This window comes from Sphingomonas sp. GW821-FHT03E12, assembly GCF_059420685.1.
In genome coordinates this window covers 334828-348107 of sequence record NZ_JBWKUF010000002.1, presented here as the reverse complement: position 1 = coordinate 348107, position 13280 = coordinate 334828, and the positions used below count along the sequence as shown (strand labels likewise).

Sequence of the window (13280 nt, the reverse complement as noted above, 5' to 3'; positions counted from 1 at the left end):
CCGGTCTCCCCATTTCAGCCTAGAGCATCGCGGATCGCCGTTTCGACCGGCTCCGCATCGGCGCGCCATGGGTCAAGCGGCACCGCCGGGAGCAAGGGCGGCTGGGCAAGGATGCGCGGTCGCGTGCCGCGATGCGGCTGCGCGGCGTGAACCACGAACGGGTGGCACAGATAGACGCTGCCCGCCGCCCCGGTCGCCAGCACTTCACGACGGTGCGCTGACCGCGCGAAGCCGTCGGCGGCAAGGTCGCGCAGCGTCAGCCCCGCCTCCCCCGCCGGCGCGAGCTGGCGAGCGATATCGAAATGCGATCCCGCGCGGATGCGGGTGGGCGCATCGTCCTCCCCCACATCGGTGAACAGGAACAGCATCAGCAGCGCGCGGCCGCGGCTGACGACGTTGGCGCGCCAGTCGAGAAAGTCGGGCGCTTCGGTGCCGAAACTGACATCGATGTGCCAGCCATCGTCACCGGGGGGCTGCGGCAGAGGAAAGCGAAGCACGAAGGTGCCGAGCGCAGGTGGCGGCAGCCAGCGGCCTGGGCCAGCGAGCTGGTCATAGGCGGCATGCAGCATCGGCGTGTTGGCAGCCGCACGGAACACAGGCTGGCCGTACTGGCCGAGGCGGATCACCGGCGCGCGCCAGCTGGCGGGGTCGCCGGGATCGCATCCCGCGTCGCGCCACAGGATCGCGGCGGCCTGTTCGGCAAGCTCGCGCGGAAAGGCGTTGTCGATGCGGACGAAGCCGTCCGCGACGAACGCGTCGATCTGGGCCGGGGTCAGGCCCGGCGCATCGGTATTGGAAGTCATGACGAAAGTTCCTCAGGCTGAAGGGCACGCCGGACGCGTCGTCCGGCGGCGTCGCACAGGCGAAGGACCGGCGGTGCCGGTCCGTTCAGCCGAGGAGCGGAAAGCCGTGAATGGTGCGGATGAACATCGTCATGAGGCGGAAGATAGGTTCGAGTCTGCCGATGGCAAGCGGGCGGCGCGCGGATCCTCGTCGCGCGGATCGGGACCGAAGCGGTTGGGGCCGGCGGTTCCCGACCGAAACAGAAAAGCGACCACGGTCAACCAGCACGCTATACTCGCAAGCCTGCCCCACCAGGGCAGGTCGTGCAGCGCCCTCACCCCGGTCTGTGAATCGATCAGAATGAACCGGAAGCGATCGTACGAGCTCATCGCCACGAACAGCGCCAGCGCCAGCGCCCACCAGCCAGTGCGATCCTGATCGTGCATCCGCCGCGCGAACAGCGCAAAGAACGGCAGGAACACCACCAGTTTCACTACCTCTTCGGCGACTTGACGGGCCTGCCACGACGGCCTGTCCACGACCTGCGGAAACAGGAGCTCCGTCAGCCAACCCAACAGCCACGACAGAAGCAAGGCCGCGAGCAAATAGTATAAAAGCTCGGCCCGTCGCGATCGCCCCTTCAACATCGCAACGCCAGTAAGGGCCCGCCATGCGAGCTTCAGGCCATAAGTTACTTCATTCGACGCCATACGAGGAAGCTAGCAGCGAGCCTGACGATGACAAACGCACTTTGGGGCCCCGGAATATTTGATGCCGGCGCGCTAGGGGAAAGAGCCTGGCTCCAAAACGGAAAAGGGGGCCGGCGTTTCCGCCAGCCCCCCGTGTCGCCGGACTTTTCGGCCATCGCGCCCACCACAGGGGGCGGCGCGCACCTTCATGTCGGCGGCATGCTCGGCCCGCGCCGGCAAGGGTTGCGGGCTTCGCGTCCTGGTCAACGCTTGGCGGACGCCTCCCGTTGGCCATCTCCGAACGGCAAGCCATCCGGAGGAAACCACCAGCGGCAAGCCGCACAGTGGGTTGCCCGTCCGGCGGCAAGCCGCCTTGGGGCAGGTCACCGGGGCGGGTGTGACCCCGAAGGATCAGCTTCCCACCTCGATGTCCTTTGCTCCGCCTTTGCCATGCAGCATCGGCTTCGCGTTTTCGGTCATCCAGAGTTGACGGCCCCGAAGGATCATCGTGTCTCGATGGCCTCGCCCGGTCCATTCCGCCCGAAGGCGTTCCGTTCCGAACGTTTGGTCATCCGGCCTGACCTGTGCCGAAGCACCTGCCTGCCCTGACAACCCGCTCCACTCCTGCCCGAAGGCATCGGCTTCGCGTTTTGGCCGCCTGGCTTGTCCACGCTCCGGGGGAGCATTTCCTGCCCTGGCAACCCGCCTTTCGCGTGCCGAAGCATGCGAGAGACGTTTTGGACGCCTGATCCGTTTCGTTTCCATCCCACCCGCTCTCGCGAGCGGGACAGGCCGTTTCCCGGGGTGGTGTCCCCGTACCGATTCGAGCCTTTCCCGAAGGAAGATGCGCGTTTCGATCCGTTGTAAACCTCTGATTTCGCTTTGATTTCTCGCTGCGTCACCGTCTGCTTACAAGGATGATGCTGTCATCGATTCCGAGTCGCGCAAACCCGCAATCGACGCGATACGACCTGTTGATAACGTGGATAACGGGGACCGATCGGGCGATTCAGAGGGAGGGCGGTACCCAATCGGGCGGGGCCATCTCGAACCCAGCGAAATCGAAGCCGGGGACGACGATGCAGCTGACCAGCGCCCAGCCATCCCCTGCTTCCGCCGCCTGCCAGCGAGTCGCGGGGACCAATGCCTGGGGCGTGTAGCCGCGGGTCACATCGCCGCCAAGCGTGATTCTGGCCGGATTTTCGTCATTTGCATCGGCGATCAACAGATCGAGCGGCGCGCCCGCATGCCAGAGCCACAGTTCGTCCGCATCGACCCGGTGCCAGTGCGAGCGGCATCCCGCCTCGAGCAGATAGAGGATCGCGGTTCCGGGCGATCGCGCGCCCTCCCCGCCCTCTTCGGCCGGCGGTGCGCGCCAGGTCTCGCGATACCAGCCGCCTTCGGGGTGCGGGACGAGTTGAAGGGTTTCGACGACGGATTGGGCGGGGGATTTCGCTTCCTGCATCGCGGCTAAATGACACGAAATGTTACGTTCATGAAACCGGCCCGATAGACAGGGCGTTGGGGGGACAAGGTTTCAGGTAGAGATGGAGTTTTACGATGCGTAATCTGATGATGGCTCTTGGCGCTGCGTCGCTGGCAATTCCAGCCGCGGCCGTCCTGCCCGCTTCGAAGGCCGAAGCAGGCGTGCAGAAGCGGAACCATTCGTACCGCGAGTGGCGCGGCCGTGACGGCCGCCGCTATTGCCGCAAGTCCGATGGCACGACCGGCCTGGTCGTCGGCGGCGTCGCGGGTGCATTGGTCGGCCGCACGATCGATTCACGCGGCGACCGCACGGTCGGCACGCTGCTGGGCGCCGCCGCGGGTGCGGTCGCGGGCCGCGAGATCGAGCGCGCCGGCAGCAAGGGCCGCTGCCGCTAAGCCGGTCGCAGCCAAGAAAGACGGGGCGCCGAGGGAAACTTCGGCGCCCCGTTTCGTTTGAGGAACGAGTCGGGGGGCATCCCGGAAGAGGAGATGCCCGATGAGGAAATGGATGATCGCAGCGAGCGCCGCGGCAATGACCGCGATCGGCGCCTGTGCCGACTATGGCGATGGCTATGACCGCCCCGGCTATGCGGGTGGCGACGATTACTGGGACGCGCCCCGTTATTATCGCGACGGACGCTATGAGGAGCGCGATCTGGGCCGCGACGAGCGCGTCTATCGGGGCCGCGACGGCCGCTATTATTGCCGGCGCAGCGACGGATCGGCCGGGCTGATCGTCGGCGGGCTTGCCGGCGGCGTGCTGGGCAGCATCCTTGCGCCGGGCGGATCAAAGACGCTGGGCGTGATCCTGGGCGCGGCCGGCGGCGCGGCGATCGGCAGCACTGCCGATCCGGCCGGCAAGGTGCGCTGCCGCTGAATTCGAGCGGCTGACCTAATCGCGCTTTAACCCGGGCGAGTGTAGCATGCGGGGCAATGCTTCGCGTGCTCACCCTCTCCTCGCTGTTTCCCGATGCCTCGCGCCCCAATTTCGGAGTGTTCGTCGAGCGGCAGACGCTCGGCCTTGCCGCGCATCCCGATGTCGAGCTGAAGCTGATCGCGCCGCTCGGCCTGCCGCCCTGGCCGCTCAGCCGCCGCGGTCATTATGCGCCGCTCGCCGCTTTGCCCCGGCACGAAACGTGGAAGGGCGTCGAGACCTGGCGTCCGCGCTTCCTCAACCTGCCCGGCACCGGCGGGCGTTTCCATGCAGCGATGCTGACACGCGCGCTGACGCCGCTGCTGGCGCAGATCCGCGGCGAGTTTGCGTTCGACGTGATCGATGCCAGCTTCTTCTTCCCGGACGGCCCCGCTGCGGTCACGCTGGGACGGCGCTTCGGCGTCCCGGTTTCGATCAAGGCACGCGGCGCCGATATCCACCATTGGGGACATGCCCCGGCGACCGCGGCACAGGTAATCGCGGCCGGGCGCGCGGCGGACGGCATCCTCGCCGTCTCGCAGGCGATGAAGGCCGACATCGCCGCGCTGGGCATCCCGGCAGAGCGGATTCGCGTGCATCACACCGGGGTCGACCTCACCCGCTTCGCGCCGCGCGCCCAGCACGCCGAGAAGGCCAGGCTGGGCATCGATGGGCCGCTGGTAGTCTCGGTGGGTGCGCTGATCCCGCGCAAGGGGCATGATATCGTGATCGACGCAGTGGCGGCGCTGCCCGGCGTTCAGCTGCGAATCGCGGGCGAAGGACCGGAACGCCTCCGCCTTGCCGCGCAGATCGCGCGGCTGGGGCTGGACGAACGGGTGAAGCTGCTCAGCAGCGTCGCGCATGCCGAACTTCCGCCCTTGCTCGCGGCCGCGGACGTGATGGCGCTGGCCTCGTCCTCCGAGGGGCTCGCCAATGCCTGGGTCGAGGCGCTGGCGAGCGGCACGCCGATCGTCATTCCCGATGCGGGCGGCGCAGCGGAGGTCGTCACCTCACCCGATGCCGGCCGGATCGTCGCTCGCTCCGCGCCGGCCTTCACCGCTGCGATCGGCGACCTGCTTGCAGCCCCGCCAGCGCGCGATGCGGTGCGTGCGACGGCGGCCGGCTTCACCTGGGAGGCGAACACCGCGGCGCTCTACGATCATCTTTCGGGGCTGGTCGCCGCGCGATCTCAGTCGAGCGGGTAGAGCGCGGCCGCGATCCAGCGCAGTTCGGCGCGCAGCACGCCCCAGGCGCGTGCGGCGGCGCGGCTGTCCATCACCTCGATCCCGAAGGGCAGTGCCGCCTCAAGCGCGGGCGGCGGGCGGCGCAGCCGGCTTCCGGTGCCGAGCAGCAGGAATTCGGGCTGCGGGTCCAGCGCCAGCAATGGCGCGAAGGCGTCCGCGGTCAGTTCCTCCAGCGGCGGCGGGATCCAGCCCTCGGCACGGCTGGGGGTGAGCAGCAGCCCGAGATAGACATTGTCATCGACCCGGAAGCCGCCGCCCGAGAACCCCGACACCACCGGACCCTCGATCCGGGTCCGGTCGATCTTCATCAGGGCATGTCCTTGAAGCTGACGCGTTCGGCGCCTTCGACGCCCTTCGGCCCCGCGGCTTCCTTGGGCAGGAAGCTGTCGGGCCGCAGCTTGAGCCACAGCAGGATCGCCGCCGAGACATAGACCGACGAGAAGGTGCCGATCACGATGCCGAGCAGCATCGCGGCGGTGAAGCCGAAGATCACGTCCGGACCCGCCACCAGCAGGATCGTCAGCACGATACCGATGGAGAGCGAGGTCACGACGGTGCGCGACAGCGTCTCGTTGATGGAGAGGTTGAGCAGTTCCTCCATCTCCATCTTGCGGTATTTGCGCATATTCTCGCGGATACGGTCGTAGACGACGATCGTGTCGTTGAGCGAATAGCCGATGATCGTCAGCACCGCGGCGACGATGTTGAGGTCGAATTCGAGCTGGGTCAGCGCGAAGAAGCCGAGCGTCAGCGCGACGTCGTGGAATAGCGCGAACAGCGCGCCCACACCGAACTGCCATTCGAAGCGGAACCAGATGTAGAGCGCGATCGCGAGCATCGCGAGGCTGAGGCTGATCGCGCCGTTGCGGAACAGCTCTTCCGACACCTTGCCCGACACGCTCTGCGCACCGGCGACCTGCGCCCCCGGATAGTCCTTGATCAGCGCAGCGCGGATCGCGCTCGCCGCCTTGTTCGCGGCTTCCTCACCGCCTTCGGGCAGCGGGGTGCGGATCGAATATTCGGTGGTGTCGGCCACCTGCTGCACCGTCGCCTCACCCACGCCGAGCGCCTGGATGCGCTCGCCCAGCGTCGGGATATCGACATGCTGGGTGAAGGTGACGCGCGTCTGCTGGCCACCGACGAAGTCGATGCCGAGGTTGAACCCCTTGATGAAGCAGAGCGCGATCGAACCGGCGATCAGCAATACGGACAGCGCCATCGCCACGTTCCGGTATTTCAGGAACGCGATGTTGGTGTTGTCGGGAACGAGCTTTAGCGGACGCATGACCGGCGGCCCTTAAATGTTGATCGTCTTCGGGCGGTTGCGCTTCAGCCAGTCCGCAACGAGCAGACGGGTGAAGGTAACGCCGGTGAAGACCGAAGTGACGATGCCGATGGCGAGCACGACCGCGAAGCCGCGGATCGGGCCGGAGCCGAACATGAACATGATCGCCGCCGAGATGACGTTGGTGATGTTCGCGTCGAAGATGGCGCGGCTGGCTTCCTTGTAGCCGAACTCGACCGCGGGAACCGCGGCACGATTTCGGATACGCTGTTCCTCGCGGATACGCTCGTTGATCAGCACGTTGGCGTCCACCGCCGCGCCGATCGTCAGCACGAAGCCGGCGATACCGGGCAAGGTCAGCGTCGCGCCGAAAAAGGCCATCACGCCGAACACCATCACCGCGTTCACCAGCAGCGCGAGCGAGGTGTAGACCCCGAAGCGCAGATAGGTGAACAGCATGAAGATGATCAGCGCCACGGTGCCGATCACGCCGGCAAGGATGCCCTTCTGAATCGATTCCTGACCGAGCTCGGCCGAAACGGTACGCTCCTCGACCACCTTCAATGCGACGGGCAGCTTGCCTGAACGCAGCGCGATGGCGAGCTCGTTGGCGCTTTCGACGGTGAACCCGCCCGAAATCTGGCCGCGGCCGCCCAGGATCGGTTCGTTGATATTGGGTGCGGAGATCACCGATCCGTCGACGATGATCGCGAACGGCTTGCCGGTGTTCTGCTGGGTCGTCTGCGCGAAGCGGCGCCCGCCCTGGCTGTCGAAGGTGAAGCCGACCACGACCTGCTGGTTCTGGTCGAATTCCTGCTTGGCGTCGATCAGCTGATCGCCGCTGACGATCGTCTGCCGCTTGAGCGCGATCATGGGCTGCTGCCCCTCGCGCGTCGGATAGGCGACATAGGGCATGCCCTGCGGCGCGTTCGGATAGGGCATCAGCTCGCTGCCGATCGGCGCATTGCCTGCCGCGATCTGCGCGGGGTTGGCAGTGATGTCGACCAGCTTGAACTCGAGCCGTGCGGTCTTGCCAAGCAGCTGCTTGAGCGCTTCGGGATCCTTGAGACCCGGCACTTCGACGAGGATGCGGTTGCGGCCTTCGAGCACGATCGTCGGCTCGAGCGTGCCGAGCGCGTTGATGCGGCGATCGACCACTTCGCGTGCGTCGGCCATCGCCTGCTTGACCGCCTGATCGAGGCCGGCATTGGTCTGGGTGACGATGAAGCGCGTCCCGTCGCGCACCTCGATCGTCCATTCGCGCTGCCCGGTCATGCCGGCGCCGCTGCCGGTCAGCTGGAGCAGCCGCTCACGCGCCGCGTCCACCTTGGCGACGTCGCGCACCATGAAGCTGATCGTCCCGTCGCGCATCGAGATCTCGCCGATATCGATTCGCGGATCCTGGCGGCGGAACTCGGTCTCGATCTCGTCACGCTTGGCGGCAAGCCGCGTGCGGGCGAGATCGGCGACGTCCGCTTCGAGCAGGATCGAACTGCCACCGGCAAGGTCGAGGCCGAGGTTGATCGAAGGCTGCGGGATCCAGCCCGGCCAGCGTTCGCGCATATTCTCGGGCACGAAGCTCGGAATGGCGAGCAGGAAGCAGGCGGCGATCGACAGCCAGACCGCCCACACCTTCCACTTCGGGAAATCGAGCATGGGTTAGTCGTTCGCCGGCTTGCCGCCGAGCGGCTGGACTTCGACGATCGTGGCCTTGACCACCTTGACCTTCACGGTCGGTGCGATCTCGACATTGGCATAGACGTCATCGACCGACACGACCTTGCCCACCAGGCCGCCCGCGGTGACCACGGTATCGCCCTTCTTCATGTCGCCGATCGATGCCTGAAGCGTCTTCATCCGCTTTTGCTGCGGGCGAATCATCAGGAAGTAGAAGGCGATGAAGATCAGGATCAGCGGAGCGATCGACAGAAACGATCCTGCTGCGCTTGCCGGTCCTGCCGCGCTTCCTGCGGCCTGTGCATATGCTGGTGAGATGATCATGGTTCCCCGGGGCCTTGCTGCTGGCCGAAATGGTGGGGGCTGGAGGCCAGCCGTTCAAGCGGCGCGCGCTACCATGCGTGCTGCGGACGTGCAACCATTGCCGGGACTGTGGCCTGGCTGCAACGCCCCGCCGCACCGGCAGACATTGGCCCCTTGCATCGCCTGTCCGGTGCGCCTAGAGGGCCGTGCCTCGGTCGGGGCGTAGCGCAGCCTGGTAGCGCATCACACTGGGGGTGTGGGGGTCGCAGGTTCGAATCCTGTCGCCCCGACCAAATCTTCTCGAAAATCCGTAATCGCCAGCGTGCGCCAGCCAGGGGCGCTGCGCGGATCGCCGATTACCTCACTCAATCGCGGGAAGCCGTTGCGAGCTGCCGCATCTCCGTGCTGGTCACCTCAGCCCAGGGTTTCGACTGGCCGCAGCTATAGTTGATCGAAAGCGCCCCCTTCGCTGCGGGCGGAAGCTTCTCTGGCCATGGATCGGGCGCCAGGAACAACAGATAGTCCCGGTCCAGATCGGGGCCGCCGCCATCGCCATCCAGATAGAAGCCGCCGCTGTTGCGCGCAGTGAAGAGCGCGAACCTCGGCTCGAGCCCGCCCTTGTAGGTTTCCACCACCCGCAGCCGGTACAGGGTCCAGGATTCGCCCTCGTCGGACCAATGATAGTCGGCGGAAACGACCCGGGCGCGCACGACCCATCTTGAATCGCGAAATTCCTGCGCGATCGTGGTCTTCGCATAGTCGACGCCGCGATAGATGCAGAGTGCGCTGGCCGGGTTGGCCCCGAGTCCGACGCAGCCGGCAATGACGAGCGCGCGAATCATGCCGTCAGCGTAGCGCCGGCCCGACAGACTGGCGATGTCCCGCGCTCCACAGCGCGGGACATCAGCGCAGATTCATCCGGTACGCCCCGTCGGGCTGGTTCACGAACACGGCGCGGCGGCCCGTGAAGCGCTCGATCACGTCGCGCGCCGTCAGGCTGTGCTGGCTGGGCTTGACCGTCGTGAAGCTGCCTCCCCCGGCCAATGCAAAGGGAAGCAGCAACTGGTCCTGCAGGTACGGCCCGGCAAAGGCCGCCGATTCGAGATAGCCGGCCATTCGCCCCGCCGCCTTGCGCGCCACCGCTTCGGCCGGCACGCCGAGCTGGCCGAAGCCGCTGACGATTTCGGTGACATTGTCGAACGCGGCCTCGATCAGCACGATGTTGCCGGGGCCCTGGTCGTCGGGAAGCTCACGCACCGCAAAGCTTTCCTCCGGCCAGTCGAGCGCCTTGCGCGCCGCCTTGATCTCACGATTGGCGATGTCGAACGGCAATGCCGCGAACAACGCGGTCACCGACCGTTCGCGCAGCGCGCCACGCTCCACGCATTCGATCGGCGTCAGTGGCGCCGGGGTGATATCCACCTCGATCCGCCCGCCGCCGCGCGGGTAGAAGCCATGCCGCACCAGCCGCGCCTCGACCGTCGGCCCCATCCGGTTGAGGATCGGCAAAAACGTGCGCGCGATGAACTCGAACGGCGGGGCGAGCATATTGTGCGTTCCGCCCTCCAGCACGAGGCGCGAGGGCGCGTCCGCCAGCACCAGCGGCATCAGCAGCGTCTGGAGCACAAGCCCGGTGCTGCCCGCCGTCCCCACGGCGAAGCGATACTCGCCGGGCACGACCGTGCCGGGGGTGAAGGCAATTTCCGATGCGCCGACCGCCAGCCCCTCGCACGCCGCATTGCCGAGCGCGCACGCGGCCTCGACCGCGGTGACGTGCTGACGCATCAGCCCCGGCTTGGAGCGCTTGCCGCGCGCATTGATGATACGGAAGGGCTGGCCGGTGATCAGCGACAGCGCGCACGCATTGCGCACGACCTGTCCCCCGCCCTCGCCTTCCGATCCGTCGATGACGATCATTGGTTCACCAGTTCCACAAAGAGGTCCGTCGCGCGATCGACAAAGCGATCGCGCAGCTTGCGCACCGGCAGGTCGCCCGCGCGGCCGAGTTCGCCGCGGATCAGCGCGTCGATCTCGGTCAGGCGGGTGCCGTTGGCGCGCTCATTGGTCCGCGCCTTGGCCTGGACGAGCTCGCCGATCTGCTCGACCAGCCCGGCAGGCAAATCGCTCGCCGCGATCAGCGCGGGCAGGTTCATCGGCGGGCGGCGCGACGGATCGAGCCGGATCGCACGGATCGCGAGCGCCGGACGCAGGGCGTAGAAATATTTCTTCACCGGCACGTCCCCGTCGCCGTCGAGCCAGCGGTCGGCGGCGGTCGTTCCCGACTTGGCATAGTGATAGGCAAGCGCACGCGGGTTGAGCAGCGCGTCCGCCAGCGCGGCGAGCTTCGCCACGAACGGATCGTCGGTGCGATAGCGGATCGGCGATTCGATCCACTCGCTGACCACCGCGTTCGATTTGAGCAGCAGGCCGAGCGCCTTGCGCACGTCCCAGCCGTTCAGGTCGATCTCGTCGAGGATCGGCCGCTCGATCACGTCGCGGCCCGGGCGCAGCCGGAGATACCAGTCGCGCGGGCGGACATAGAGGAAACGGATGTCGTAGTCGCTGTCGGGCGAGGGAAAGCCCCAGGCGCGCGAACCAGATTCGACCGCCATCAGCACGCGCACGCCGTCCTCGCGCTCGATCGCGGACAGGCGGCGCTCGATCTCGCGGCGGACGGGGCTGGGGATGGTAGCGTTCAGGTCGGTCATTCGTAGTTCCAATAGTCTTTTGCTCCCTCGCGCATCGTCGTGGCGCGAGGTTCGGGAATGAAGAAACTCGGTCCCATGCAATCCAGATGGAGCGTGCCGATCTCAGCCTCGCAGCGGCAAATCTGATTGGGGCCGCGATAGCCCGCTGTGCTGCAACAGCCGAGTAGTCGGCTGACATCGCTCGTATCGGTCACGGCATCGGTAATGTCGTCCGGATTGATCCAATATTGTGGCGCGAAGCTGAGTGGCCGATCCTGATAATGACCCATCCAGGGCACTGCCTCATCGGAAAGATAGGCAGAGCCGGGTTCTACGATATCGGCCATGTCCGCCAGACCCTGCCACGCCGTTCGCGCCGCGTCCGGCGACAGAATGTTCAGCGGAGCAGTCAGGCGCGCGCCGCATCGATTGCAATAGAGCGATTGCACCATGGCCGGACTTTCAGTGACGGCGGCGTGAAGGGTCACCCCTTCACGCACACCACCTGCTTGAGCGTGTGGACGATCTCCACCAGATCGGCCTGAGCGGCCATCACGGCTTCGATCGGCTTGTAGGCACGCGGCGTCTCGTCGATCACGCCTTCGTCCTTGCGGCACTCCACCCCCGCGGTGTCGCGGATATGCTCGTCGAGCGTCACCAGCTTCTTCGCCTCGGTGCGCGACATCACGCGCCCCGCGCCGTGCGAGCAGCTGTCGAAGCTCTCGGCATTGCCGAGGCCGCGGACGATGAACGACTTGGCGCCCATCGATCCCGGGATGATACCCATCACGCCCTTCGCCGCACGAACCGCACCCTTTCGCGTGACCAGCACGTTTTCACCGAAATGGTTCTCGCGCTGGACATAGTTGTGGTGGCAGTTCACCGCCTCGGCCTCCGCTTCGAACGGCTTGGCGATCTGGCCCCGGAGCGCGGTGATGACGTTCGCCATCATCACGCGCCGGTTCAGCGCCGCGAAGTCCTGGGCCCAGCCGACCGCCTCGACATAGTCGTCGAAATGGTCGGTCCCTTCCGGGAAGTAGGCCAGATCCGCGTCGGGCAGGTTGATGTGCCATTTGCGCATGTCCTGCTTCGCCAGTTCGATGAAGAAGGTACCGATCGCATTGCCCACGCCGCGCGACCCCGAATGGAGCATCACCCACACCCGCGCATCTTCGTCGAGGCACAGCTCGATGAAGTGGTTGCCGGTGCCGAGCGTACCGAGATGGACCAGGTTATTGGTCTTCTCGAGCCGCGGGTATTTGTCGACGATGCGCTGGAAGCGCGCCGCGAGCGTTGCCCATGCCTCGACGATCGGTGCCGGGGGCATGCCCCACGAACCCTTGTCGCCGCGCGTCCCGCGCCCGACCGAACGGCCGTGCGGAACGGCGCGCTCGATCGCGCTGCGGATGCCCTCAAGATTGTCGGGCAGATCATGCGCCATCAGCGAGGTGCGCGCCGCCATCATGCCGCAGCCGATGTCGACGCCGACCGCCGCCGGGATCACCGCGCCCTTGGTCGGGATCACCGATCCAACCGTGGCGCCGATGCCGACATGGACGTCGGGCATTGCCGCGACATGCTTGAAGACGAACGGCATCTTCGCCGCGCGCGCGAGCTGGTCGCGCGCCTTGTCGTCCACGGGCACGCCGCGGGTCCAGCTCTTGATCGGCACGCCGCCCTCGACATGCTGGTATTCAAACGTCGTCTGCTGGGTCATCGCGACCTCCTGCTTGCTATCATGGTGCCGGCGACGAGATGTGGCGAGACGTTTTCCCTGAGCTACCGACTTGCGTCGAGGCGGAGTCGAACCGCCGTCCTCCCGCCCTGCGGCGGGTGCTCTAACCCTGTAGTCCCACCGGCATTCGCCGGCCTGGCGTTGGTACTGGCGACGAGAATGGCGGGACGTCCGGGCCGAAGCCCGGCGGGGATTCGAACCCCTCGGCCCGAAGGCCTCTACCGATGTAGTCCCGCCGGCATTCGCCAGCTTTGTTCGTGGTCACGGCGACGAAATTGACCGGACGGTTACGCGCTCTACCGCTGAGCTACGGGCCCCCATTGGTGGACCCGGCGGGATTCGAACCCGCGGCCTCGGGAATGACAGTCCATGTAGTCCGATCGGCATTCGCCGTGAGTGTTCGTTCGGGCGACGAGTGGCGGCGAGACATTCCTCATGCTCTAACCGCTGAGCTACAGGCCGAAGCCCGGCCGGATTCG

15 protein-coding genes and 1 tRNA gene are annotated in these 13280 nt (G+C 66.5%); 4 read left to right on the top strand and 12 right to left on the bottom strand.

The window, feature by feature from the left end; genetic code table 11:
• Positions 1-14 precede the first annotated feature (14 nt).
• The 3 genes from AC07TU_RS07125 to AC07TU_RS07115 form a co-directional block, all read right to left on the bottom strand.
• Positions 15-803: a phytanoyl-CoA dioxygenase family protein gene (locus AC07TU_RS07125; RefSeq protein WP_495187225.1), complete on the bottom strand. Its 789-nt coding sequence runs from the start codon at positions 801-803 to the stop codon at positions 15-17.
• 129 nt (positions 804-932) lie between these two features.
• A complete protein-coding gene (locus tag AC07TU_RS07120; protein ID WP_495187224.1) occupies positions 933-1493 on the bottom strand; it encodes a DUF805 domain-containing protein in 561 nt (186 codons plus the stop codon).
• A gap of 988 nt (positions 1494-2481) precedes the next feature.
• On the bottom strand, positions 2482-2937 hold the full coding sequence (locus tag AC07TU_RS07115; RefSeq protein ID WP_495187223.1) for a cupin domain-containing protein: 456 nt from the start codon (positions 2935-2937) through the stop codon (positions 2482-2484).
• 95 nt (positions 2938-3032) lie between these two features.
• On the opposite strand from AC07TU_RS07115, the gene AC07TU_RS07110 reads away from it, so the two are divergent.
• From AC07TU_RS07110 to AC07TU_RS07100, 3 genes are all read left to right on the top strand, one after another.
• The gene (locus AC07TU_RS07110) at positions 3033-3353 is read left to right on the top strand and encodes a glycine zipper 2TM domain-containing protein (RefSeq protein WP_495187222.1); all 321 of its coding nucleotides are present in this window, start codon (positions 3033-3035) and stop codon (positions 3351-3353) included.
• A 100-nt stretch (positions 3354-3453) separates the two neighbouring features.
• Positions 3454-3834, top strand: a complete 381-nt coding sequence (locus AC07TU_RS07105) for a hypothetical protein (RefSeq protein ID WP_495187221.1) — start codon at positions 3454-3456, stop codon at positions 3832-3834.
• 56 nt (positions 3835-3890) lie between these two features.
• Positions 3891-5075 (top strand): glycosyltransferase, encoded by a 1185-nt coding sequence (locus AC07TU_RS07100; RefSeq protein WP_495187220.1) that lies wholly within the window; start codon positions 3891-3893, stop codon positions 5073-5075.
• Here AC07TU_RS07100 and AC07TU_RS07095 read toward each other — a convergent pair.
• From AC07TU_RS07095 to yajC, 4 genes are read right to left on the bottom strand one after another with little or no spacing between them, the layout of a single operon-like run.
• Positions 5060-5422 carry an Mth938-like domain-containing protein gene (locus AC07TU_RS07095; protein WP_495187219.1) on the bottom strand — a complete coding sequence of 121 codons (363 nt, stop codon included), beginning with the start codon at positions 5420-5422 and terminating at the stop codon, positions 5060-5062. The two genes, AC07TU_RS07100 and AC07TU_RS07095, sit on opposite strands and share 16 nt — an antisense overlap.
• Positions 5422-6399: a protein translocase subunit SecF gene (secF, locus tag AC07TU_RS07090; protein ID WP_495187218.1), complete on the bottom strand. Its 978-nt coding sequence runs from the start codon at positions 6397-6399 to the stop codon at positions 5422-5424. The genes AC07TU_RS07095 and secF overlap by 1 nt, the downstream gene beginning before the upstream one ends.
• A gap of 12 nt (positions 6400-6411) precedes the next feature.
• On the bottom strand, positions 6412-8055 hold the full coding sequence (gene secD / locus AC07TU_RS07085; RefSeq protein ID WP_495187217.1) for a protein translocase subunit SecD: 1644 nt from the start codon (positions 8053-8055) through the stop codon (positions 6412-6414).
• 3 nt (positions 8056-8058) lie between these two features.
• Positions 8059-8400: a preprotein translocase subunit YajC gene (gene yajC, locus AC07TU_RS07080; protein ID WP_495187216.1), complete on the bottom strand. Its 342-nt coding sequence runs from the start codon at positions 8398-8400 to the stop codon at positions 8059-8061.
• Between the two features lie 195 nt (positions 8401-8595).
• On the opposite strand from yajC, the gene AC07TU_RS07075 reads away from it, so the two are divergent.
• Positions 8596-8672: transfer RNA gene (locus AC07TU_RS07075), tRNA-Pro, on the top strand.
• A 72-nt stretch (positions 8673-8744) separates the two neighbouring features.
• Here AC07TU_RS07075 and AC07TU_RS07070 read toward each other — a convergent pair.
• The 5 genes from AC07TU_RS07070 to AC07TU_RS07050 form a co-directional block, all read right to left on the bottom strand.
• The gene (locus AC07TU_RS07070) at positions 8745-9221 is read right to left on the bottom strand and encodes a hypothetical protein (protein ID WP_495187215.1); all 477 of its coding nucleotides are present in this window, start codon (positions 9219-9221) and stop codon (positions 8745-8747) included.
• A gap of 61 nt (positions 9222-9282) precedes the next feature.
• The gene (gene rtcA, locus AC07TU_RS07065) at positions 9283-10296 is read right to left on the bottom strand and encodes an RNA 3'-terminal phosphate cyclase (RefSeq protein WP_495187214.1); all 1014 of its coding nucleotides are present in this window, start codon (positions 10294-10296) and stop codon (positions 9283-9285) included.
• Complete coding sequence (locus AC07TU_RS07060) at positions 10293-11087, bottom strand: nucleotidyltransferase domain-containing protein (RefSeq protein ID WP_495187213.1); 795 nt, start codon at positions 11085-11087, stop codon at positions 10293-10295. The genes rtcA and AC07TU_RS07060 overlap by 4 nt, the downstream gene beginning before the upstream one ends.
• Positions 11084-11518: a hypothetical protein gene (locus AC07TU_RS07055; RefSeq protein WP_495187212.1), complete on the bottom strand. Its 435-nt coding sequence runs from the start codon at positions 11516-11518 to the stop codon at positions 11084-11086. Before AC07TU_RS07055 ends, AC07TU_RS07060 begins: the two co-directional genes overlap by 4 nt.
• Positions 11519-11550: 32 nt before the next feature.
• A complete protein-coding gene (locus AC07TU_RS07050; RefSeq protein ID WP_495187211.1) occupies positions 11551-12783 on the bottom strand; it encodes an RtcB family protein in 1233 nt (410 codons plus the stop codon).
• Between the last annotated feature and the right edge of the window lie 497 nt (positions 12784-13280).

Excerpts from the sequence above, each read along its gene's own strand:
- AC07TU_RS07110 (WP_495187222.1), top strand. The coding sequence starts at position 3,033 with ATGCGTAATCTGATGATGGCTCTTGGCGCTGCGTCGCTGGCAATTCCA.
- AC07TU_RS07100 (WP_495187220.1), top strand. The coding sequence starts at position 3,891 with ATGCTTCGCGTGCTCACCCTCTCCTCGCTGTTTCCCGATGCCTCGCGC.
- rtcA (WP_495187214.1), bottom strand. The coding sequence starts at position 10,296 with ATGATCGTCATCGACGGATCGGAAGGCGAGGGCGGGGGACAGGTCGTG.
- AC07TU_RS07055 (WP_495187212.1), bottom strand. The coding sequence starts at position 11,518 with ATGGTGCAATCGCTCTATTGCAATCGATGCGGCGCGCGCCTGACTGCT.
- secD (WP_495187217.1), bottom strand. The coding sequence starts at position 8,055 with ATGCTCGATTTCCCGAAGTGGAAGGTGTGGGCGGTCTGGCTGTCGATC.
- AC07TU_RS07105 (WP_495187221.1), top strand. The coding sequence starts at position 3,454 with ATGAGGAAATGGATGATCGCAGCGAGCGCCGCGGCAATGACCGCGATC.
- AC07TU_RS07120 (WP_495187224.1), bottom strand. The coding sequence starts at position 1,493 with ATGGCGTCGAATGAAGTAACTTATGGCCTGAAGCTCGCATGGCGGGCC.
- secF (WP_495187218.1), bottom strand. The coding sequence starts at position 6,399 with ATGCGTCCGCTAAAGCTCGTTCCCGACAACACCAACATCGCGTTCCTG.
- AC07TU_RS07115 (WP_495187223.1), bottom strand. The coding sequence starts at position 2,937 with ATGCAGGAAGCGAAATCCCCCGCCCAATCCGTCGTCGAAACCCTTCAA.
- AC07TU_RS07060 (WP_495187213.1), bottom strand. The coding sequence starts at position 11,087 with ATGACCGACCTGAACGCTACCATCCCCAGCCCCGTCCGCCGCGAGATC.
- AC07TU_RS07095 (WP_495187219.1), bottom strand. The coding sequence starts at position 5,422 with ATGAAGATCGACCGGACCCGGATCGAGGGTCCGGTGGTGTCGGGGTTC.
- AC07TU_RS07050 (WP_495187211.1), bottom strand. The coding sequence starts at position 12,783 with ATGACCCAGCAGACGACGTTTGAATACCAGCATGTCGAGGGCGGCGTG.
- yajC (WP_495187216.1), bottom strand. The coding sequence starts at position 8,400 with ATGATCATCTCACCAGCATATGCACAGGCCGCAGGAAGCGCGGCAGGA.
- AC07TU_RS07070 (WP_495187215.1), bottom strand. The coding sequence starts at position 9,221 with ATGATTCGCGCGCTCGTCATTGCCGGCTGCGTCGGACTCGGGGCCAAC.
- AC07TU_RS07125 (WP_495187225.1), bottom strand. The coding sequence starts at position 803 with ATGACTTCCAATACCGATGCGCCGGGCCTGACCCCGGCCCAGATCGAC.